The organism is Sulfitobacter pacificus, assembly GCF_030159975.1.
In the GTDB taxonomy this organism is placed as follows: Bacteria; Pseudomonadota; Alphaproteobacteria; order Rhodobacterales; family Rhodobacteraceae; genus Sulfitobacter; species Sulfitobacter pacificus.
Window position 1 is genome coordinate 3,448,585 of record NZ_BSNL01000001.1, and the last position, 19,083, is coordinate 3,467,667.

Genomic DNA, 19,083 nt, shown 5'->3' on the forward strand with positions numbered 1-19,083 from the left:
ACGTCACATCACAATTTTTACAACAAAACCGCCAAAAGCAGCGGCAATGCGCCGATCGACATCAGGGTCGACACCACAACAAGCCCCGCAACAGAATCTGCATCCGCCCCGTATTTCGCCGCCAGCATATAGGATGTAACCGCAACCGGGGTGGCGATTTGCAGAACAAGAATGCCAAAGGCGGTCTTTTCCAGCGCAAAGAAGTCGGCGGCGAGCCATGCACAACCTACGCAAATCACCAGTTTGAGGGCGGACAGGATAACTGCGCGGCCAATCCCACTGGGGGACAGGCGCGCCACTGCAACGCCAAGGGTGATCAACATCAGCGGAATCGCCATTTGCCCGATCAACCCCAAGGTATTGTCCAGAAAGGTGGGCAGCCCCCAACCTTGCCACAGAAACAACGCACCACCAGCTGTGGCCCAGACCAGCGGTTCTTTCAGGACTTTGCCAAAAGATCCGGCACCCGCCACCAGCCAGATGCCGAAGGTAAAGGACAGAATCGCCATAACCGCAAAGACAACCACCGCATATTCCAGCCCGACCTCACCAAAGGCGAACAGCGCCAGCGGCAGGCCAAGGTTGCCGGTATTGCCAAAAATCATCGGAGCGGCAAACGTGCGCTGGTTCATCCCCAGCACCCGGATCAGCACCAGCACACCAACCGATACTGCGCCATAGGCCACCAGACTGGCCAGCGTCAGCGTGGTCAGGGCGGCCGGATCAAGCGTGGTGTTGACCAGTGCTGTAAAGATCAGGCAGGGCACCGCCAGCGTCATTGCCAGGCGGGTAACGAATTCCAGCCGGTATTCAAAACCCAGCTTAACCCAACCGAACCCGATACCGGCCAGCAGGAACACAGGCGCGACAATTTCCAGCACAGTGAAAATAAGGGTCAACAGTCTGTTTCCTTTAAATAGTGTGACTTGATTGGACAAAAGCCCCTTGAACCCGTTACTAACGAAAGGTAGGGGCTGCAAGTTATGCTACGCACACGCGCAAAATATCATCTGGGCCAAGTGGTCAGACACAAGAAACATCCCTTTCGGGGGGTGATTTTTGACGTTGACCCTGAATTCGCCAATACAGACGAGTGGTACGAGGCGATTCCAGAGGAAAGCCGCCCGGTCAAGGATCAGCCGTTTTACCATCTTCTGGCTGAAAACGATCAAAGCTATTACGTGGCTTATGTGTCCGAACAGAATCTGGTCGCGGATTACTCCGGCGAACCGGTGGAACACCCCGATATCCCGGATTTATTTGGCCCCTTCACCGATGGTGCCTATCCGCTGCATTTCCAGCTGAACTAGCGCTGCGCAGCTTGCCGCGCCGGGGCTATGACCGTTCGCACCCATCTGACATGCCAAGCCTTTTCTTATCAGGCAGTTCGCGCCCAACGCCCAACCCTTGCGCACCCAACGCTTTCAGGCGTTTGATCCGGTGTATTGCTTAATTTTTGGGGAGGAAGTTCCTTGGCACCGCGCACTGGGTGGGGGCTATTAAACGCGGTACCAAGGGAAGCCATATGCAGCTACAGGCTCCTTCATGCCAGCCGAGCATGGCCGCTTTATGATCTGATCGCGGCGATTTCGGGAAACTTCGGGGCAGCAATGCGGCAGGGACATTTCTTGTCAAAATGTCTCTTTTAACGGTGCGGGCCGCACGCAGGAGCCTGTCGAAATTTGTTGCTGAGCATTTGTTGTCAGCGGCGAAACGCCACCGCAATCCGCAGCTTCAGTCGGTTTTCCCCGTCGAGGCGGGTATATTCCACATCTCTGGACAGGTCCTTGATCAGGAACCAGCCAAAGCCACCTTCCGGCAGGTCGCTGAAATCAACGTCACAGCTATGAAGCTGACCTTTGGGCAGTTTGTGATCCGGCATTGCACGGCCCCGGTCACGCAGTTGCACATGCAGACCATCCTTGCAGTGCCGTATATTGATATGCACCGGCCCGCTGGCATCGGCTGGTGGATAAGCGTGTTCAACGATGTTGTTCAGCGCCTCCGCCAGTACCAATTCAACCGTGCTGGTTTCCTCGACATCCAGGGTCAGCGGGGAAAGCCGGTCAAAAACCAATTCAAGGGCTTTGCGGACGGCCAGCGGACCGCTGGTGACCCTCACATCAAAGGGCTCCAGCATATCGGCCTGTGCAACCTTCAGCGACATCTGGGGTGCCTCACTCACATTGCGCACGCAGGGCATCTTCAAGGGTTAGATGGATCTGGAAAACCGAATCCATCCGCGTCAGGCGAAACACCTTTTCCACCGGCGGGGTCAGCCCGGCCAGAACCAACCGGCGTTCGGGGGCCAGATGTTTCATTGTCGCGACAATCGCGCCCAAACCGCTTGAATCAACAAACCCGACCTGCGTCAGATCCAGTACCACCTCGGCAGGGGCATCCAGCGTGCCCTGACGCACCGCCTCCTTGAAATCCAAGGCAACGGCGGCATCAATCCGGCTTTCGTGGATGCTGACGATACACACGTCGGATTCTGTTTTGATCTGTAGTTCCATAAAAAAATCCCGCATACCTGACCGATAGTACAAGACCTAAGCTCAATTTCTTACCAACTGATGAGCAACTGCACCAAAGGAGAGCGAAATGAAAAACGTCGTTATTGCCGGGGCGGCCCGCACGCCGATGGGGGGCTTTCAGGGCGCGTTTGAGGGGCTTAGCGCCTCCGCGCTTGGTGGCCATGCGATCAAGGCTGCGTTGGACAACGCCAAAACCGAAACGGTGCAAGAGGTCTTGATGGGCTGTGTGTTGCCCGCGGGACAGGGGCAGGCACCGGCACGTCAGGCTGGTTTCGCGGCGGGGCTGGGCGAAGAGGTGCCCGCCACGACGCTGAACAAAATGTGTGGTTCAGGGATGAAGGCGGCGATGATCGGCTTTGACCAGATTGCATTGGGCCATACCGATGTGATGGTTGCCGGTGGCATGGAAAGCATGACCAACGCGCCTTATGTCCTGCCGAAAATGCGCGGCGGGGCACGTCTGGGCCATGGGGCCGTGGTGGATCACATGTTCCTTGACGGGTTGGAAGATGCCTATGACAAGGGCCGCCTGATGGGCACTTTCGCCGAAGATTGCGCCGAGACTTTTCAGTTCACCCGCGAAAAGCAGGATGAATATGCGCTGGCGTCCCTGTCGCGCGCGTTAGAGGCGCAATCAAACGGTGCCTTTGCCGATGAAATTGCCAGCGTCGAAATGAAAACGCGCAAGGGCAGTGTGACAGTTACAACCGATGAACAACCGGCCAATGCCCGGCCTGACAAAATCCCGCAGCTGAAACCGGCCTTCCGCGAGGGTGGCACCGTGACGGCGGCCAATTCATCGTCGATTTCCGACGGGGCCGCGGCCCTTGTCCTTGCTTCGGAAGATGCCGCAAACGCGCAGGGTCTCAACATCCGCGCCCGCATCCTTGGCCATGCCAGCCACGCGCAGGCACCGGGCCTGTTCACGACCGCCCCCGTGCCTGCGGCGCAGAAACTGCTGGCACAAATCGGCTGGAGCAAAGAGGACGTCGACCTTTGGGAAGTGAACGAGGCCTTTGCCGTTGTGCCTATGGCCTTCATGCATGAAATGGGTCTCGACCACGCCATCGTGAACGTCAACGGCGGTGCCTGCGCCTTGGGTCACCCCATCGGTGCATCCGGTGCCCGCATCATGGTCACCCTGCTGAACGCGCTGGAAAAACGCGGTCTGAAACGAGGCATTGCCGCCATCTGCATCGGCGGCGGTGAAGGGACGGCCATCGCGATTGAGCGGGTCTAACCCCTCTTTTTGGCCTTATATACTGTCCGCACTCAGCCACAGGGAGCCTTCTGATGAAAGTGGATTACCCGAGCCTTGCCAAATCCATCGCTGCCCTGACTGATGGCGAAACAGATGCGGTTGCCCTGATGGCAACGGTCGCCTGCGAGGTTCACCATGCTGACGACCGCTTTGACTGGACCGGGTTCTACCGCGTTGTTGCGCCGGAACTGCTGAAGATCGGGCCATATCAGGGCGGCCATGGCTGTCTGGTGATCCCCTTCTCACGCGGGGTCTGTGGTGCGGCGGCGCGCTCCGGTGAGGTGCAGCTGGTTGCCGATGTCGATGCTTTCCCCGGCCATATCGCCTGCGCTTCCTCGACCCGCTCGGAACTGGTGCTGCCGGTTTTCGACGGGGCGGGCAGGCTGATCGGGGTCTTCGACATCGACAGCAACCTACCGGACGCCTTTGACAACACTGATGCCGAGGCGCTGACAGCCATCCTGCAACAGGTCTTCCTGAATACAAAATAGCGGCTTCGTGAAATAATTCTGGATTTTTTCACGAAGCTGTTGTTACGTGAAAATCAGAACTGTTTTTTCACGGAATCGCAATGCAGCACAGTTTGCCCGACACCCCTGATACCCTTGGCGCAGATTTGCGGGCCTTGCGCAAATCCCGCGGCCTGACGCTGGCGGATCTGGCCGATATGCTGGGCCGCTCGGTGGGCTGGCTCAGCCAGGTGGAACGGGATATTTCCGAACCCTCGATCACCGATCTGCGCGAGATTGCGGCCAAACTGGACGTCTCGGTGTCCATGCTGTTTCGCCATGCGGCGGCCCCCGCACATGAGGCCGGATATGTGGTGCGTCAGGACGCGCGCCGCACCATCGGATCGCAGGTCGCCGGATTGGTCGAGGAACTGCTTTCCCCTGACCTGACCGATGATTTTGAAATGGTGCATTCCACCTTTGCGCCGCACAGCCGGATCAAGGATCCGGTGACCCGCCCCACGCAGGAGGTGGGATATGTCCTGTCGGGCCAGCTTGAGATCGAGATTGCCGGTGTGACCCATCTAATCAACGCCGGTGACAGTTTCCGTATTCGTGGCGAGGCCTTTCGCTGGGCCAACCCATTTGCCGAACCGGCCGTGGCGATCTGGGTGATCGCACCGCCGGTGTATTAAATGCCTGCGCAACCAAACTGGGAGGATCTGAGATGATCAAAGGAAGCTGCCTCTGCGGTGGTGTTAACTTCGAACTGACTGGCCCGCTGCGCAATTCGGTTGCCTGCCATTGTGTGCAATGTCGCAAGACCAGCGGGCATTACGTGTCCGCCACCCAAGTCGCGCCGGAACAATTGCGCATCACCAAGGATGAGACCCTACAATGGTACCGTTCCAGCCCGCCAGCCGAACGCGGCTTTTGCAACCGCTGCGGGTCCTCCCTGTTCTGGCGGCATGACGACGACAAGGGGGCCACCTCTGTCATGTCCGGCACGCTGGACGGGGCCACTGGTATCCAGACGGAAAAGCATATCTTCGTCGCTGACAAGGGCGACTATTACGACATCACCGACACCCTGCCACAACACGACCAGTAACGGAGCCTTCCCATGTCAGATTTCCCAACAACGGCCCGCGTGGTCATCATCGGCGGCGGTGTCGTTGGCACCTCGACATTGTATCATCTGGCAAAGGCAGGCTGGAAAGACTGTGTGCTGCTGGAAAAAAACGAACTGACGGCCGGGTCTACATGGCATGCGGCGGGGAACGTGCCGAATTTCGCCGGCTCATGGGCTGTGATGAACATGCAGCGCGATTCCGCTGCGATGTACCGCACGCTGGGTGACGATGTGGGTTATCCGATGAATTACCACGTTACCGGTTCGATCCGTCTGGCCCATTCCAAAGAGCGTATGATGGAATTCGAACGTGTGGCCTCCATGGGCCAATATCAGGGGTTGGAGATGAACATCTGCACCCCTGAAGAGCTTAAGGAAATGCACCCGTTTATGGAAACCCATGACCTTGAAGGGGGGCTTTGGGACCCGCTGGATGGGGATATTGATCCGGCACAGCTGACGCAGGCCCTTGCCAAAGGCGCACGTGATGCCGGCGCGCGGATCGAACGGTTCTGCCCGATCACCGGTCTGGAACAGGACGGCGACGAATGGATTGTGAAAACTGACAAGGGCGACATTCGCTGCGAATATGTGGTCAATTGCGCCGGGTATTATGCGCAACGCGTGGGCGAAATGTTCAAACCTTTCGGCGGGCGCACCGTGCCAATGGTTGTGATGTCCCACCAGTATTTCCTGACAGAGCCGATTGCCGAACTGGAAGCATGGACCAAGGAGAAGGGCCATAAGGTGCCGCTGCTGCGGGACGTCGATACCTCCTATTATCTGCGTCAGGACAAGAACGGGTTGAACCTTGGCCCTTATGAACGCAACTGCAAGGCTGCGTGGGTCACGCCCGATGACCCGATGCCAGAGGACTTTTCATTCCAGCTTTATCCCGACGATCTGGAGCGGCTTGAGTATTACATCGAAGATGCCATGGCGCGTGTCCCGATCCTTGGCACCGCAGGCGTTGGCCGCAACATTAACGGGCCTATTCCCTATGCTCCTGACGGTTTGCCGATGGTAGGCCCGATGCCGGGCGTGAAAAACGCCTTTGAAGGGCATTCCTTTACCTTTGGCATTGCACAGGGCGGTGGCGCGGGCAAGGTGCTGTCGGAATGGATCATGCACGGCGAAACCGAACTGGACATGTGGGCCGTCGATCCGCGCCGCTATACCGATTACACGGATCATGATCATTGTCTGGCCAAGGCGCTGGAAACCTATGGCCACGAATACGCCATGCATTTCCCGCATCACGCATGGCCTGCGGGGCGTGACAAAAAACTTTCGCCGATCCATGACAAGATTCTTGCAGCGGGCGGGCAGATGGCGGCTTTCAACGGCTGGGAGCGCGCAAACTGGTTTGCTCAGGAAGGTGATGACACTTCCGAGGCAGCAACCCAGACATGGGACCGCAACGGCCCATGGGCGATCCGCGTCAAGGAAGAGGTAGAGGCGGTGCGCGACAGCGTTGGCGTGTTGGATCTGCCGGGCTTCTCGCGGTTCAACCTGTCCGGTGAGGGGGCCGCCGAATGGCTGCGCACCCGTATTGCCGGCGCATTGCCCAAGGTGGGACGGATGAACCTTGCCTATTTCCCTGACAGCCGGGGCCGCATCCTGACCGAAATGTCGATTATGCGCCACGATGATGACTTTTTTACCCTGATCACTGCGGCCCTTGCGCAATGGCATGACCTTGAACTCTTGAAGAAAAACCTGCCCGATGGGCTGACCCTGACGGACCATTCCACCGAATACTCCACGCTGATCGTCACCGGCCCCAAGTCGCGCGAAATGTTCGAAACGATGGGTATTGAGGCAGATCTGAACGCCTCCTGGCTTTCAACCCAGCCGGCCAAAGTGGCGGGCAGGGATTGCGCCTTGGCGCGGGTGTCCTTTGCTGGCGAACTTGGCTGGGAAATTCACGCGGCCAATGCGGATATTCCGGCGCTTTATGATGCTGTTATCGGCGCAGGTGCGAAACCATTTGGTATGTTTGCCCTGAACTCCATGCGCATCGAAAAAGGCTACCGCGCGTGGAAGGGCGATCTGTCCACGGATTATTCCCTGCTGGAGGCGGGGCTGGACCGGTTCATCAAATTTGACAAGCCGCAGGATTTCCCCGGCAAGGCGGCCCTGCAAGCAGAAAAGCAAGCGGGCCTCAAGAAACGTTTTGTCACCATGACTGTCGACGCGGGGGATCAGGACGCCCCCTATATGTCGACTGTCTGGCATCAGGGTGAGGTCGTTGGCGAAACCACCAGTGGCGACTGGGGATATCGCATCAATAAATCCGTGGCGCTGGGCACCATCCGGGCTGATCTGGCGGTGCCGGGCACTGAGGTTCAGATCAATATTTTTGGCAAGCTGTGCAAAGCCACGGTGCAGCCTGATCAACCGCTATGGGACCCTGAAAACAAAAGGATACGTGCATGAGCGATATCACCCTTCTCGATGGTGGCATGGGCCAGGAGCTGATCCACCGTGCAGGCGATCGGCCCACGCCGCTGTGGTCCACGCAGGTGATGATCGAACATCCCGGTCTGGTCAGCGAGGTCCACCGTGATTTTACCGAGGCGGGTGCGACTATCGCCACCTCCAACACCTATGCAATCCACCGTGACCGGTTGGTGGATACCGATTTTGAGGATCGTTTTGCCGATCTTCTGACGATGGCCATCGCAGAGGCCCGCACCAGCGGTGCCGCCCGGATCGCTGGTTCTATCGGACCTATTGCGGCGTCCTATCGTCCTGATCTGCATCCTGATGCGGCCACAGGTGCCCCGATCTATGCCGAAATTGCACAGATGATCGCCCCGGCCTGCGATATGCTGCTGTGTGAAACAGTGGTGTCGGTCATCCACGCCGAAAGCGTGCTGCGGGGGGCAGCAGCAGGGGATAAACCTGTCTGGCTGGCCGTCAGTGTCGATGACCGCGATGGTACCAAGCTGCGGTCAGGCGAACCTTTGTCAGCGGTTCTGCCCTATGCCCATGCGGGCGCAGCGGCGGTACTGGTCAATTGCTCTGCCCCCGAAGCGATCCCCGCTGCGCTGGAGATTCTGGCACAGGCGGGTATTCCCTACGGTGCCTATGCAAACGGGTTCGAGCAGATCACAGAGGGGTTTCTGGAAGCCAAACCCACAGTTGACGCATTGACGCGGCGCAAGGATTTCACCCCAACGGCCTATGCCGATCACGCGATGGCTTGGGTCGAACAAGGTGCCACGATCATTGGGGGCTGTTGCGAAGTTTCCCCCGCCCATATCGCTGAAATCGCCCGCCGTCTGAAGGCCGCAGGACATCGTATTGTTTAGCGCCCCAAAAGCGCGACATCGCCTAAAGGATCTGCCTCATGTCTAACGTTCCGTCCCATGCCCGCGTTGTCATCATCGGTGGTGGTGTCATCGGGTGTTCCGTCGCCTATCACCTGACAAAACTCGGGTGGAAAGATGTGGTTCTGCTGGAACGCAAACAACTGACATCCGGCACCACATGGCATGCGGCAGGGCTGATCGCGCAATTGCGTGCAACGGCGAATATGACCAAACTGGCGAAATATTCCCAAGAACTCTATGGCAATCTGGAGGATGAAACAGGTGTCGCCACCGGCTTCAAACGCTGCGGTTCGATCACCGTTGCCCTGACCGATGAGCGCCGCGAAGAGATTTACCGTCAGGCGGCCATGGCCCGTGCTTTTGGCGTTGATGTCGAAGAAATCAGCCCGCAGGACGTGCTGGCGAAATACGAACATCTGAACATCGAAGGGGTGACCGGCGCGGTCTATCTCGACAAGGACGGGCAGGGTGATCCGGCAAACATCGCGCTGGCGCTGGCCAAGGGCGCACGCCAACGCGGGGCACAGGTGATCGAACGCACCAAGGCTACTGGCGTCACCCGCGAGGGGCGGCGCATCACAGGCGTGGACTGGCAAAGCGGTGAGGACACTGGCCACATCACCTGCGATCACGTGGTGAACTGCGGTGGCATGTGGGGGCATCAGGTCGGCCGGATGCTGAACACCAACGTCCCGCTGCAAGCCTGCGAACATTTCTATATTGTGACCGAAGCCATCGCGGGCCTGCAACAATTGCCGGTGCTGCGCGTGCCTGACGAATGCGCCTATTATAAAGAAGACGCAGGCAAGATGCTGCTTGGCGCGTTTGAACCTGTGTCAAAACCATGGGCGCTTGATGGCATTCCCGATGATTTCGAATTTGATCAACTGCCCGAAGATTTTGACCATTTCGAGCCGATCCTCGAAAACGCCTGTGCCCGTATGCCGATGTTGGCCGAGGCCGGTATTCACACCTTCTTTAACGGTCCTGAATCGTTCACCCCCGATGACGCCTACCACCTTGGCCTCGCGCCAGAGATGGACAATGTCTGGGTCGCTGCCGGGTTCAACTCCATCGGTATCCAGTCGGCCGGGGGGGCTGGCATGGCGCTGGCGCAATGGATGGAAGACGGGGCCAAACCCTTTGATCTGGGGGATGTGGACATTGGCCGGATGCAGCCGTTTCAGGGCAATAAAACCTATCTCGCGGAACGCTCCAAGGAAACGCTGGGGCTGCTTTACGCCGACCATTTTCCCTACCGCCAAAAGGCAAGCGCGCGCGGCATCCGGCGCACGCCCTTCCATCATCATCTGATCGAACGCGGCGCTGTGATGGGGGAAATCGCTGGCTGGGAACGCGCCAATTGGTTTGCGCGCGCGGGGCAGGAAAAGGAATACCGCTACAGTTGGCAGCGCCAGAATTTCTTTGACAACATCCGTGACGAACATATGGCGGTACGGGAAAACGTCGGCATGTACGACATGACCTCCTTTGGCAAGATCCGCGTTGAAGGTCCGGACGCCGAAGCTTTCCTGAACCATATCGGCGGTGGTGACTATGCCGTTCCCAATGGCAAAATCGTCTATACCCAGTTCCTTAACAATCGCGGTGGCATCGAGGCGGACGTGACGGTGACCCGGCTGAGTGAAACCGCCTATCTGGTTGTCACCCCTGCAGCCACACGGCTGGCGGATCAGACATGGATGATGCGCCATAAGGGTGATTTCAACGTGGTTATCACCGATGTGACCGCCGGCGAAGGTGTGCTGGCGATCATGGGGCCGCGTAGCCGTGATTTGCTGAACCTGGTCTCCCCCAGTGATTTCTCCAATGCCACAAACCCCTTCGGTACCGCGCAGGAGATCGAGATCGGCATGGCCGTCGCGCGGGCCCACCGCGTCACCTACGTCGGTGAACTGGGGTGGGAGATATATGTCTCTTCGGACATGTCTGGTCATGTCTTTGAAGTGCTCTCAGAGGCCGGACAGGACCTGAACCTCAAACTCTGTGGCATGCATATGATGGATACCTGCCGGATCGAAAAGGGCTTCCGCCACTTCGGCCATGACATCACCGCAGAAGATCACGTGCTGGAAGCGGGTCTTGGCTTTGCCGTGAAAAAGGACAAACCGGATTTTATCGGTCGCGCGGCGGTGCTGGAAAAGCAGGAACAAGGGCTGAACGCCCGTATGGTGCAGTTCAAACTGACCGATCCCGAGCCGTTGCTGTATCACAATGAACCGATTGTCAGGAACGGAGAGATCGTCGGCTACCTGTCCTCGGGCGGCTATGGCCATGCACTGGGCGGGGCGATGGGGCTTGGTTATGTGCCGTGCAAAGGTGAAACGGCGGCGGATCTGCTGGCCTCGACCTATGAAATCGACGTCGCCGGCAAGCGGGTCAAAGCCGAGGTGTCGCTGAAACCGATGTATGATCCGAAATCCGAACGGGTGAAAGTGTAACGGGTACAATCTAGCTCTTTCGGGGGGCACCGCTTTGTCCTACCCCTTGGGCAGAACGGAGACCACAGATGCGCAATCCCGACAGCCTGCAACCCAAAGCAAATGTAGACACCCCGCAAGGGCTGGCTTTTGCGCTGACCGCCTATGTGCTGTGGGGGTTTTTGCCGCTTTATATGAAGCTGCTGTCCCATATTTCGCCCGCTGAGGTGGTGGCGCATCGCGTCCTGTGGTCCATACCAATTGCGGCTGTGGTGCTGATCGTCCTGCGCCGCACCGACTCCCTGCGCGAGGCGCTGCGCAATCCCCGTATGCTTGGCATGGCCTGCGTCACCGCCGCGCTGATTTCCATCAATTGGGGCATCTACGTCTATGCCATCGCCACGGGCAACGCATTGGCCGCCTCGCTGGGCTATTACATCAACCCCTTGTTCAGTGTGTTTCTGGCGGCGGTCGTGCTGGGCGAACGCCCCAGCCGTGCTCAGATGGTTGCAATTGCTCTGGCTGCACTTGCGGTTCTGGTGATCGCCATCGACGCAGGGCAGGTCCCCTGGGTTGCACTGACGCTGACCGTGTCCTGGGGTTTTTATGCATTGGCCAAGAAAAGCCTGCCCATTGGTCCCAATCAGGGTTTCCTGCTTGAGGTTCTGATCTTGCTGATCCCGGCACTGGGCTATCTTGCCTATCTGAGCGCCACCGGCCAATCCCATTTCTCGCTCAGCCTTGATCGTGACAGCTGGCTTCTGGTCGGCTGTGGCCTTGTCACCGCCGTGCCGCTGATGATCTACGCCAATGGCGCGAAATTGCTGCGCCTGTCGACCATCGGGGTGTTGCAATACATCGCACCGACGATGATCTTTCTGGTGGCGGTCTTTGTCTTTGACGAACCCTTTGACCGTGCCCGCATGATCGCCTTCCCGATGATCTGGCTGGCGTTGATCATCTATTCCACCTCAATGCTGCGCCAGATGCGCAAACCCAAGACCGAAACCACCTCAACCTAGGGCCCAGTCCCTAAGACAGTGCCTCGCGGAATTTGATGAAACGGGCATCGGTTTTGACCCGTTCATTCATCGCCTCACGCAGTGCGCCAATGGTTTTATGGGGCCGCATCACAACCTCAAACGCCTGCATCTCGCCAGCTTCGTTTAGGGTGATCAGATCAACGCCCACGCAATCAAGCCCTTCGACTTTGCACTGAAACTCCAGCGCCCAATCATTGCCCGCGCCCATGACCCGCCGGTATTTGAAGTCCGTGAACACCTCGTTCACATGGCCCAGCACGGCGGCGACCGCCTCGCGGCCTGTCCATGTGGCCCAATACGTTGGCGGGCTGAACCGGATGTCAGCAGCCATAAGCTCTGCAACACCTTCATGGGTGTTTGCCAGCACAAGGTCATGGAATTTCTGGATGGTCGGGTGCATGTCACTCTCCTGTTTTGCATCAAGACTTGCATGCGATGGGTTGAAATCCCACCCTACATCTGGAAGCAGGGGCCCTATGGACGCAACGTACTCTCCCCCCCAGGACCCGCTGGTTATCCTGCATGAAGATGCAGAGGTTCTGCTGGTCGATAAACCGGCTGGCCTGCTCAGCGTGCCGGGCAAGGGGCCAGCGCTGGCCGATTGCCTGATGAGCCGCATTCAGGCCGCCTTTCCTCAGGCGTTGCTGGTGCACCGGCTGGATCGTGACACCTCTGGGGTGATGATCTTTGCGATGACACCCTATGCGCAACGTCACCTTGGCTTGCAGTTTGAGAAACGCATGACACGCAAGACCTATGTGGCCCGTGTCTGGGGTGTGCCAGAGGAAAAATCCGGCGAGATCGATCTGCCGCTGATTGTGGACTGGCCGAACCGCCCGCTGCAAATGGTCTGCCATGAAACTGGCAAACCCGCGCAAACCGAATGGAAGCGGATCAAGGATGACGGCACTACCGCGCGCATCCGCCTGCATCCCCGAACCGGCCGCAGCCATCAGTTGCGGGTACATATGCTGGCCATCGGGCACCCGATCCTGGGTGATCCCTTCTACGCCAAAGGTCCTGCCTTGGATTTCCCCCGGCTGATGCTGCATTCCGAAGAGCTGCGCTTTAACCATCCGCAAGGTGGCCGCTCCGTGAAAATTCGGGCCAAAGCGCCGTTTTGACAGGTCGGATTTGAGTTTATTGGCAAGATGAAGCTGGGGGGGCACCCTGCCTCGCACGTATAGGCACGAGGACAGGGCTTCACCTTGCACGCGGGATCGCTCTCCAGCTATCCGCGCGGATCAACTTTTACCAAAAATGGTAAAGAAAAGATGAAGCGAGACCGATCCCGTTCATCTTGCCAATAAACTCAAATCCGACCTCTCCGCAGGTGCCATCGCCGGACATGAAAAAGGGCCACCCGAAAGCAGCCCTTCTGACATTCACATGCAGCAAATGTTACTCAGCCGCCCAACCGGACACGGCCTTAACCTCAAGGAATTCCTCCAGACCAAAAACACCGCCTTCACGGCCATTGCCGGACTGCTTGTAGCCGCCAAATGGCGAACCCTGTGCAAAGCCGACACCGTTGGTTTCAACCATGCCAGAGCGCAGACGGCGTGCGACGCGGCGGCGCAGCTCGTCATCTTCGGTCTGAACATAGTTGGTCAAACCGTATGGCGTGTCATTGGCAATCGCCACGGCCTCTTCCTCGGTCTCGAAGGGGATGATCGACAGCACAGGGCCAAAGACCTCTTCCTGCGCGATGGTCATATCGTTGCTGACATCGGCAAAGACGGTTGGTTTCACATAGTAGCCGCGGTTCAGCCCATCCGGGCGGCCCAGACCACCGGCGACCAGTCGCGCCTCGGCCATGCCTTTTTCGATCAGGCCCTGGATCTTGTTGAACTGCACTTCCGACACAACCGGTCCGATGTGTTTGCCTTCTTCAGATGCAGGGCCAACATGGGTGCTATTGGCCACATCCGCCGCCATTTCGACCGCTTCGTCATAGCGCGATTTATGCACCAGCATGCGGGTCGGTGCGTTGCACGACTGGCCGGAGTTGCGGAAGCAACGGATCGCCCCGGCCTTTGCCGCCTTGGGGTGGGCATCTTCAAAGATGATGTTGGCCCCTTTGCCGCCCAGTTCCAGGCTCACACGTTTCAGTGTATCTGCCGCCGCCTTGGAGATCGCGATACCGGCACGGGTCGAGCCGGTAAAGCTGACCATGTCCACATCGGGGTGGCTGGACAGTTGCGAACCGACACCGGGGCCATCGCCGTTCAGCATGTTGAACACGCCCGCAGGGAAGCCCGCCTCATGCATGAATTCGGCAAACAGATGACCGGACAGCGGGGCCACTTCGGAAGGTTTCAGCACCACGGTACAGCCCGTGGCGATTGCCGGAATTGCCTTGAGGATGATCTGGTTCATCGGCCAGTTCCAAGGCGTGATCAGGGCGCAGACGCCAATCGGCTCAAGCAGTGTTTTTTCGGTGCTGGTGAAATCTTTCTCAAAGGAGAAGTCCTTGAACGCCTTAAGGAAACCGCCAATGTGCCAGCTACCGGCACCGACCTGCTGCGCGCGGCTCAAGTCAATCGGGGCACCCATTTCCATCGACATGGCCTGCGCCATCTCTTCCTGACGGGCGTCATAAACCGCGGCGAGTTTTTCCAGCAGCGCCATGCGCTCTTCGCGTGAGGTTTGTGACCAGCTGTCAAATGCGGCGCGGGCAGCAGCTACGGCGGCATCCGTGTCCGCCTGATCACCCAAAGAGATCACTGCGCATTGTTCTTCGGTTGATGGGTCAATGACGGCAAAGTCATTTGCCTTGGCGGGTGAAACCCACGCGCCATTGATATAGAAATCACGTTTTTCCAACATGGTTGAACTCCTCCTTAGGTGGGGCATATCGATTGGAGATGCCCATTTTCGCGCCACTGTGTCACCCCGCCGCAGCCGCCGCAAGGGGCTGGTGTGCAAGAAATTAATGACTACATAGAAGTCAGATATTCACATTCCCACAGGAGGAAACCATGGGCTTGCGCATCAACGACACGATTCCGGATTTGAAGGTGGAAACGGATAAGGGCACGCTGTCGCTGCATGAATTTGTGGGCGACAATTGGGCCATTCTGTTTTCCCACCCGAAAGACTTCACGCCTGTATGCACCACAGAATTTGGTGCGGTGGCCCAATTGGCAGATGAATGGGAGAAACGCGGCACCAAGGTGATTGGCGTCAGCGTTGACGGCGTTGAGGACCACAAGAAATGGAAAGGCGACATTGAGAAAGTGGCAGGCACCACCGCCGGTTTCCCAATCATCGCGGATACTGGTCTTGAGGTGTCCAAAGCCTTCGATATGCTGCCCGCGGAGGCTTATCTGCCCGATGGCCGCACGCCCGCGGACAGTGCCACGGTGCGCTCTGTGTTTATCATCGGGCCAGACAAGCAGTTGAAGCTGTCGATGACCTATCCCATGACTGTCGGGCGCAACTTTGCCGAGGTGCTGCGTGCGCTGGACGGGTTGCAGATGTCCACCGGCAAGGGGGTGGCCACACCGGCGAACTGGAATGTGGGCGATGACGTGATTATCCCTGCAACCCTGTCAGATGAAGACGCCAAGGCAAAATTTGGTGAATTCGAAACCGTGCTGCCCTATCTGCGCAAGACCAAAGCGCCCGGTTGAATGAGGCATGATCGCGCCCCGGTGTCAGGCCCGGGCGCGCTCTACCGCTCCTCAAACTCAAGTGGGACGGTCGACAGCAGCAACATCGGATAGTTGCGTTCTACCGCATTGCTGACAGCACGGAACCGGGCCCTGCCACCGCGCCGCATGGCGTACATATGGGTATATCCCAACTCGAGCGCTGCCGCCAACGCGGGGCTGCTGCCCCCATTCACAGAGCGACGGTCGACCTCCATCCCAATGACGGGCCGATGCGTGGTCAAAGTCTGTGCCGCGCCTCTGATCACCTCTGCCTCAAAACCCTCTACATCGATTTTGACGAAGGAAATCGCCCGTCCACCCAGCGCCAAATCAACCCCATCCAGCGGCACAAGCGGCAGCTCGACCCGTTGATCACTGGCGCTGCCTGACGCGCTTGCGCCGGTGCCGCCAAGGTTGCCCTCGGGTTGCACCGCGCTCAGCGTGTGACGGTGATCGGACAGCCCCACCGAATGAACCGTGATGTTGGGACGCAGGCGGGCGTTTATCTCCAACAGGTCCAATGCCTTGCGGTTCGGCTCAAAGGCGTGAACATGATGGAAATGATCGGCAAAGTTTACTGCGTGGTTGCCAATGTTCGCCCCGATATCCAGACAGACCGTATCGGCAGCCAGTTTTGGGAAAAGCTGGTGTTCCAGCGCGTCCAGCTCGCGATAGGCAAAACGCCCGTCGATATGCATCTTTAGCGTGATGTGATCAAAGGCATATCCTGCCAAAGCTGGCCGACCGGCCAATCGATGCGACCGTGCTGCTGACTGCATCAGCTGTTTGAACAAGGCGCGATAAATCAGACGCATAGCGACTGACTAAGCAGCGCAAAAGCTCTTGGCAAGTCTCAAGACGGGCAGGCGGTTCGGATCAGGACAGATTTGCCCTTACTGTGCTGTATCAAAGCAGAATAAACACATTTGCGGCATTAAAGCATGAACAGGAGTTACCGGCGTTGCACCATGCATTGGAGATTGGCCCTAAACGCAAAAGGCCCCGACAATCTGTCGGGGCCTCCTGATGGGTTGAAAACTACAGAAAGCAATCAGTCGTCCGCTTTGTCTTCCTTAACTTCTTCGCCGGTTTCCTGATCGACAACTTTCATCGACAGGCGCACCTTACCGCGATCGTCAAAGCCCAGCAGCTTAACCTTAACTTCCTGACCTTCTTTCAGAACATCGGAAGGATGGTTCAACCGGCGGTTTTCGATTTGGGACACGTGCACCAGACCGTCACGTTTGCCAAAGAAGTTCACGAAAGCACCGAAGTCGACGATTTTCACAACCGTACCGGTGTAGATCATGCCTTCTTCCGGCTCCGCCACAATCGAGTGGATCATGTCATAGGCTTTCTTGATCGCTTCACCATTTGGCGATGCAATCTTGATGATGCCTTCGTCGTTGATGTCGACCTTCGCGCCGGACACTTCAACGATCTCGCGAATGACTTTACCGCCAGAACCGATCACTTCGCGGATTTTATCCGTTGGGATCTGCATGGTCTCGATGCGTGGGGCGTGCTCTGAGAATTCAGCGGCACCGGACAGTGCTTTGTTCATCTCACCAAGGATATGGATCCGGCCCGCTTTGGCCTGCGCCAAGGCTTTCTCCATGATCTCTGGTGTGATGCCCGCGATCTTGATGTCCATCTGCAGGGACGTGATGCCCGCTTCAGTACCGGCCACTTTAAAGTCCATGTCGCCAAGGTGGTCTTCGTCACCAAGGATGTCGGACAGGATCGCATATGACCCGTCTTCTTCCATGATCAGACCCATGGCAACACCGGCCACGGCCGCTTTCAACGGCACACCAGCGTCCATCATGGACAAGGAGCCACCACAGACGGAGGCCATCGACGATGAACCGTTGGATTCAGTGATCTCGGATACAACGCGCACGGTGTATGGGAAATCAGTTGGTGCTGGCAGAACCGCCTGAAGCGCACGCCATGCCAGCTTACCATGACCGATTTCACGACGGCCTGGAGGGCCCACGCGACCCACTTCACCAACCGAGTAGGGAGGGAAGTTATAGTGCAGCAGGAAGTTGGATTTGAAGTTGCCATGCAACGCGTCGATGAACTGTTCGTCATCGCCGGTGCCCAGCGTGGTCACAACCAGACCCTGTGTTTCACCACGGGTGAACAGCGCCGAACCGTGGGTCCGTGGCAGAACGCCCGTCTCAGAGACGATATCGCGGATCTCATCCGTCTTACGCCCGTCGATACGTTTGCCGGTCTTCACAACGTCGCCGCGCAGAATAGAGGCCTCAAGACCTTTCATCGCGGAACCGAGGTTTGAATCTTCCAATTCTTCCTCGGACAGCTTGGACTTGATCAACTCACGTGCTTCGGCCACTGCTGTTGTGCGCTCTTGCTTGTCTGCAATTGCAAAGGCTGCGCGCATCTCTTTCTCGCCGGCTTTCTTCACGGCTGCGGAGAGCGCGGAATAGTCAACAGGTTGGAAATCAAACGGCTCTTTCGCGGCGTCTTCGGCCAGATCAACGATCAGGTCGATCACTGGCTGAATGCTGTCATGGGCAAACTTGACCGCGCCCAGCATTTCTTCCTCGCTCAGCTCGTAAGCTTCGGATTCAACCATCATCACGGCGTCTTTGGTGCCGGCAACAACCAGATCCAAACGCTGATCAGGGTTCATGCGCAGGTTCTGCATGTCGTCGATTTCAGGGTTCAGGATGTATTCGCCATCCTCGAAACCAACGCGACAGGCCGCAATCGGACCCATGAACGGCGCGCCGGAAATGGTCAGCGCGGCAGAGGCTGCGATCATCGCAACCATGTCGGGATCGTTGACCAGATCATGTGACAGAACCGTACACATCACCAGAACTTCGTTTTTGAAGCCGGGAACGAACAGCGGGCGGATCGGACGGTCGATCAGACGGCTGGTCAGCGTCTCTTTCTCGGTCGGACGCGCCTCGCGCTTGAAGAAGCCACCGGGAATTTTACCCGCAGCATAGTATTTCTCGTTGTAGTGCACGGTCAGGGGAAAGAAATCCTGACCCGGCTTTTGTGCCCGTGCAAAAGTGACGTTTGCCATGACGCTGGTTTCGCCCAGTGTCGCAATGACAGAGCCGTCCGCTTGACGCGCCACTTTGCCGGTTTCGAGTGTCAGCGTCTCTTCGCCCCACTCCATCGATTTTTTAGTTACGTTAAACATCTACGTTTCCTGTGTTGGCCAGATGGCCATTGCATAGAGGCC

The 19,083-nt window shown here is 57.8% G+C and carries 18 protein-coding genes; 11 read left to right on the forward strand and 7 right to left on the reverse strand.

From position 1 onward, the window contains the following. Window positions 1-17 precede the first annotated feature (17 nt). Entirely contained in the window at window positions 18-899 is an 882-nt protein-coding gene (locus QQL78_RS17245) for an AEC family transporter (protein ID WP_284375202.1), read from the reverse strand. 84 nt (window positions 900-983) lie between these two features. Between QQL78_RS17245 and hspQ the strand changes: the two genes are divergently transcribed. Then, window positions 984-1,310 carry a heat shock protein HspQ gene (hspQ, locus tag QQL78_RS17250; RefSeq protein ID WP_284375204.1) on the forward strand — a complete coding sequence of 109 codons (327 nt, stop codon included), beginning with the start codon at window positions 984-986 and terminating at the stop codon, window positions 1,308-1,310. A gap of 392 nt (window positions 1,311-1,702) precedes the next feature. Here hspQ and QQL78_RS17255 read toward each other — a convergent pair whose 3' ends face one another. Both QQL78_RS17255 and QQL78_RS17260 read right to left on the reverse strand, forming a co-directional pair. Next, window positions 1,703-2,167, reverse strand: coding sequence for an ATP-binding protein (locus tag QQL78_RS17255; RefSeq protein WP_284375206.1), 465 nt, complete (start codon window positions 2,165-2,167; stop codon window positions 1,703-1,705). A gap of 10 nt (window positions 2,168-2,177) precedes the next feature. Then, window positions 2,178-2,516, reverse strand: coding sequence for an STAS domain-containing protein (locus tag QQL78_RS17260; protein WP_284375208.1), 339 nt, complete (start codon window positions 2,514-2,516; stop codon window positions 2,178-2,180). An 88-nt stretch (window positions 2,517-2,604) separates the two neighbouring features. Here QQL78_RS17260 and QQL78_RS17265 point away from each other — a divergent pair, with 88 nt between their 5' ends. The 8 genes from QQL78_RS17265 to rarD all read left to right on the forward strand — a co-directional run bounded on the left by QQL78_RS17265 (window position 2,605) and on the right by rarD (window position 12,180). Further along, a complete protein-coding gene (locus QQL78_RS17265) occupies window positions 2,605-3,777 on the forward strand; it encodes a thiolase family protein (protein WP_284375211.1) in 1,173 nt (390 codons plus the stop codon). Window positions 3,778-3,830: 53 nt separating this feature from the next. Next, window positions 3,831-4,289 carry a GAF domain-containing protein gene (locus tag QQL78_RS17270; RefSeq protein ID WP_284375213.1) on the forward strand — a complete coding sequence of 153 codons (459 nt, stop codon included), beginning with the start codon at window positions 3,831-3,833 and terminating at the stop codon, window positions 4,287-4,289. Between the two features lie 80 nt (window positions 4,290-4,369). Next, window positions 4,370-4,942: a helix-turn-helix domain-containing protein gene (locus QQL78_RS17275; RefSeq protein ID WP_284375215.1), complete on the forward strand. Its 573-nt coding sequence runs from the start codon at window positions 4,370-4,372 to the stop codon at window positions 4,940-4,942. A 32-nt stretch (window positions 4,943-4,974) separates the two neighbouring features. Next, the gene (locus tag QQL78_RS17280; protein WP_284375217.1) at window positions 4,975-5,358 is read left to right on the forward strand and encodes a GFA family protein; all 384 of its coding nucleotides are present in this window, start codon (window positions 4,975-4,977) and stop codon (window positions 5,356-5,358) included. A gap of 12 nt (window positions 5,359-5,370) precedes the next feature. Beyond that, the gene (locus QQL78_RS17285; protein WP_284375219.1) at window positions 5,371-7,818 is read left to right on the forward strand and encodes a GcvT family protein; all 2,448 of its coding nucleotides are present in this window, start codon (window positions 5,371-5,373) and stop codon (window positions 7,816-7,818) included. Continuing rightward, a complete protein-coding gene (locus QQL78_RS17290) occupies window positions 7,815-8,696 on the forward strand; it encodes a homocysteine S-methyltransferase family protein (RefSeq protein WP_284375221.1) in 882 nt (293 codons plus the stop codon). Before QQL78_RS17285 ends, QQL78_RS17290 begins: the two co-directional genes overlap by 4 nt. Window positions 8,697-8,734: 38 nt before the next feature. Beyond that, entirely contained in the window at window positions 8,735-11,179 is a 2,445-nt protein-coding gene (locus QQL78_RS17295) for a GcvT family protein (RefSeq protein ID WP_284375223.1), read from the forward strand. 68 nt (window positions 11,180-11,247) lie between these two features. Beyond that, complete coding sequence (rarD, locus tag QQL78_RS17300) at window positions 11,248-12,180, forward strand: EamA family transporter RarD (protein ID WP_284375225.1); 933 nt, start codon at window positions 11,248-11,250, stop codon at window positions 12,178-12,180. A gap of 10 nt (window positions 12,181-12,190) precedes the next feature. On the opposite strand, the gene QQL78_RS17305 is transcribed toward rarD, so the two are convergent. Beyond that, window positions 12,191-12,601: a nuclear transport factor 2 family protein gene (locus tag QQL78_RS17305; RefSeq protein WP_284375227.1), complete on the reverse strand. Its 411-nt coding sequence runs from the start codon at window positions 12,599-12,601 to the stop codon at window positions 12,191-12,193. A 76-nt stretch (window positions 12,602-12,677) separates the two neighbouring features. Here QQL78_RS17305 and QQL78_RS17310 point away from each other — a divergent pair, with 76 nt between their 5' ends. Beyond that, complete coding sequence (locus QQL78_RS17310; protein WP_284375229.1) at window positions 12,678-13,325, forward strand: RluA family pseudouridine synthase; 648 nt, start codon at window positions 12,678-12,680, stop codon at window positions 13,323-13,325. A gap of 277 nt (window positions 13,326-13,602) precedes the next feature. Here the strand turns inward: QQL78_RS17310 and QQL78_RS17315 are convergent, their stop codons facing one another. Next, the gene (locus QQL78_RS17315) at window positions 13,603-15,030 is read right to left on the reverse strand and encodes an aldehyde dehydrogenase family protein (RefSeq protein WP_284375231.1); all 1,428 of its coding nucleotides are present in this window, start codon (window positions 15,028-15,030) and stop codon (window positions 13,603-13,605) included. A gap of 152 nt (window positions 15,031-15,182) precedes the next feature. Between QQL78_RS17315 and QQL78_RS17320 the strand changes: the two genes are divergently transcribed. Then, a complete protein-coding gene (locus QQL78_RS17320) occupies window positions 15,183-15,836 on the forward strand; it encodes a peroxiredoxin (RefSeq protein ID WP_284375233.1) in 654 nt (217 codons plus the stop codon). A gap of 41 nt (window positions 15,837-15,877) precedes the next feature. On the opposite strand, the gene QQL78_RS17325 is transcribed toward QQL78_RS17320, so the two are convergent. Next, entirely contained in the window at window positions 15,878-16,672 is a 795-nt protein-coding gene (locus tag QQL78_RS17325) for an FkbM family methyltransferase (RefSeq protein ID WP_284375235.1), read from the reverse strand. A gap of 236 nt (window positions 16,673-16,908) precedes the next feature. Then, a complete protein-coding gene (pnp, locus tag QQL78_RS17330) occupies window positions 16,909-19,041 on the reverse strand; it encodes a polyribonucleotide nucleotidyltransferase (protein WP_284375237.1) in 2,133 nt (710 codons plus the stop codon). Between the last annotated feature and the right edge of the window lie 42 nt (window positions 19,042-19,083).

Excerpts from the sequence above, each read along its gene's own strand:
- QQL78_RS17315 (WP_284375231.1), bottom strand. The coding sequence starts at position 15,030 with ATGTTGGAAAAACGTGATTTCTATATCAATGGCGCGTGGGTTTCACCC.
- QQL78_RS17290 (WP_284375221.1), top strand. The coding sequence starts at position 7,815 with ATGAGCGATATCACCCTTCTCGATGGTGGCATGGGCCAGGAGCTGATC.
- QQL78_RS17280 (WP_284375217.1), top strand. The coding sequence starts at position 4,975 with ATGATCAAAGGAAGCTGCCTCTGCGGTGGTGTTAACTTCGAACTGACT.
- QQL78_RS17265 (WP_284375211.1), top strand. The coding sequence starts at position 2,605 with ATGAAAAACGTCGTTATTGCCGGGGCGGCCCGCACGCCGATGGGGGGC.
- QQL78_RS17255 (WP_284375206.1), bottom strand. The coding sequence starts at position 2,167 with ATGTCGCTGAAGGTTGCACAGGCCGATATGCTGGAGCCCTTTGATGTG.
- QQL78_RS17325 (WP_284375235.1), bottom strand. The coding sequence starts at position 16,672 with ATGCGTCTGATTTATCGCGCCTTGTTCAAACAGCTGATGCAGTCAGCA.
- rarD (WP_284375225.1), top strand. The coding sequence starts at position 11,248 with ATGCGCAATCCCGACAGCCTGCAACCCAAAGCAAATGTAGACACCCCG.
- QQL78_RS17285 (WP_284375219.1), top strand. The coding sequence starts at position 5,371 with ATGTCAGATTTCCCAACAACGGCCCGCGTGGTCATCATCGGCGGCGGT.
- pnp (WP_284375237.1), bottom strand. The coding sequence starts at position 19,041 with ATGTTTAACGTAACTAAAAAATCGATGGAGTGGGGCGAAGAGACGCTG.
- hspQ (WP_284375204.1), top strand. The coding sequence starts at position 984 with ATGCTACGCACACGCGCAAAATATCATCTGGGCCAAGTGGTCAGACAC.
- QQL78_RS17320 (WP_284375233.1), top strand. The coding sequence starts at position 15,183 with ATGGGCTTGCGCATCAACGACACGATTCCGGATTTGAAGGTGGAAACG.
- QQL78_RS17310 (WP_284375229.1), top strand. The coding sequence starts at position 12,678 with ATGGACGCAACGTACTCTCCCCCCCAGGACCCGCTGGTTATCCTGCAT.
- QQL78_RS17295 (WP_284375223.1), top strand. The coding sequence starts at position 8,735 with ATGTCTAACGTTCCGTCCCATGCCCGCGTTGTCATCATCGGTGGTGGT.
- QQL78_RS17260 (WP_284375208.1), bottom strand. The coding sequence starts at position 2,516 with ATGGAACTACAGATCAAAACAGAATCCGACGTGTGTATCGTCAGCATC.
- QQL78_RS17305 (WP_284375227.1), bottom strand. The coding sequence starts at position 12,601 with ATGCACCCGACCATCCAGAAATTCCATGACCTTGTGCTGGCAAACACC.
- QQL78_RS17270 (WP_284375213.1), top strand. The coding sequence starts at position 3,831 with ATGAAAGTGGATTACCCGAGCCTTGCCAAATCCATCGCTGCCCTGACT.
- QQL78_RS17275 (WP_284375215.1), top strand. The coding sequence starts at position 4,370 with ATGCAGCACAGTTTGCCCGACACCCCTGATACCCTTGGCGCAGATTTG.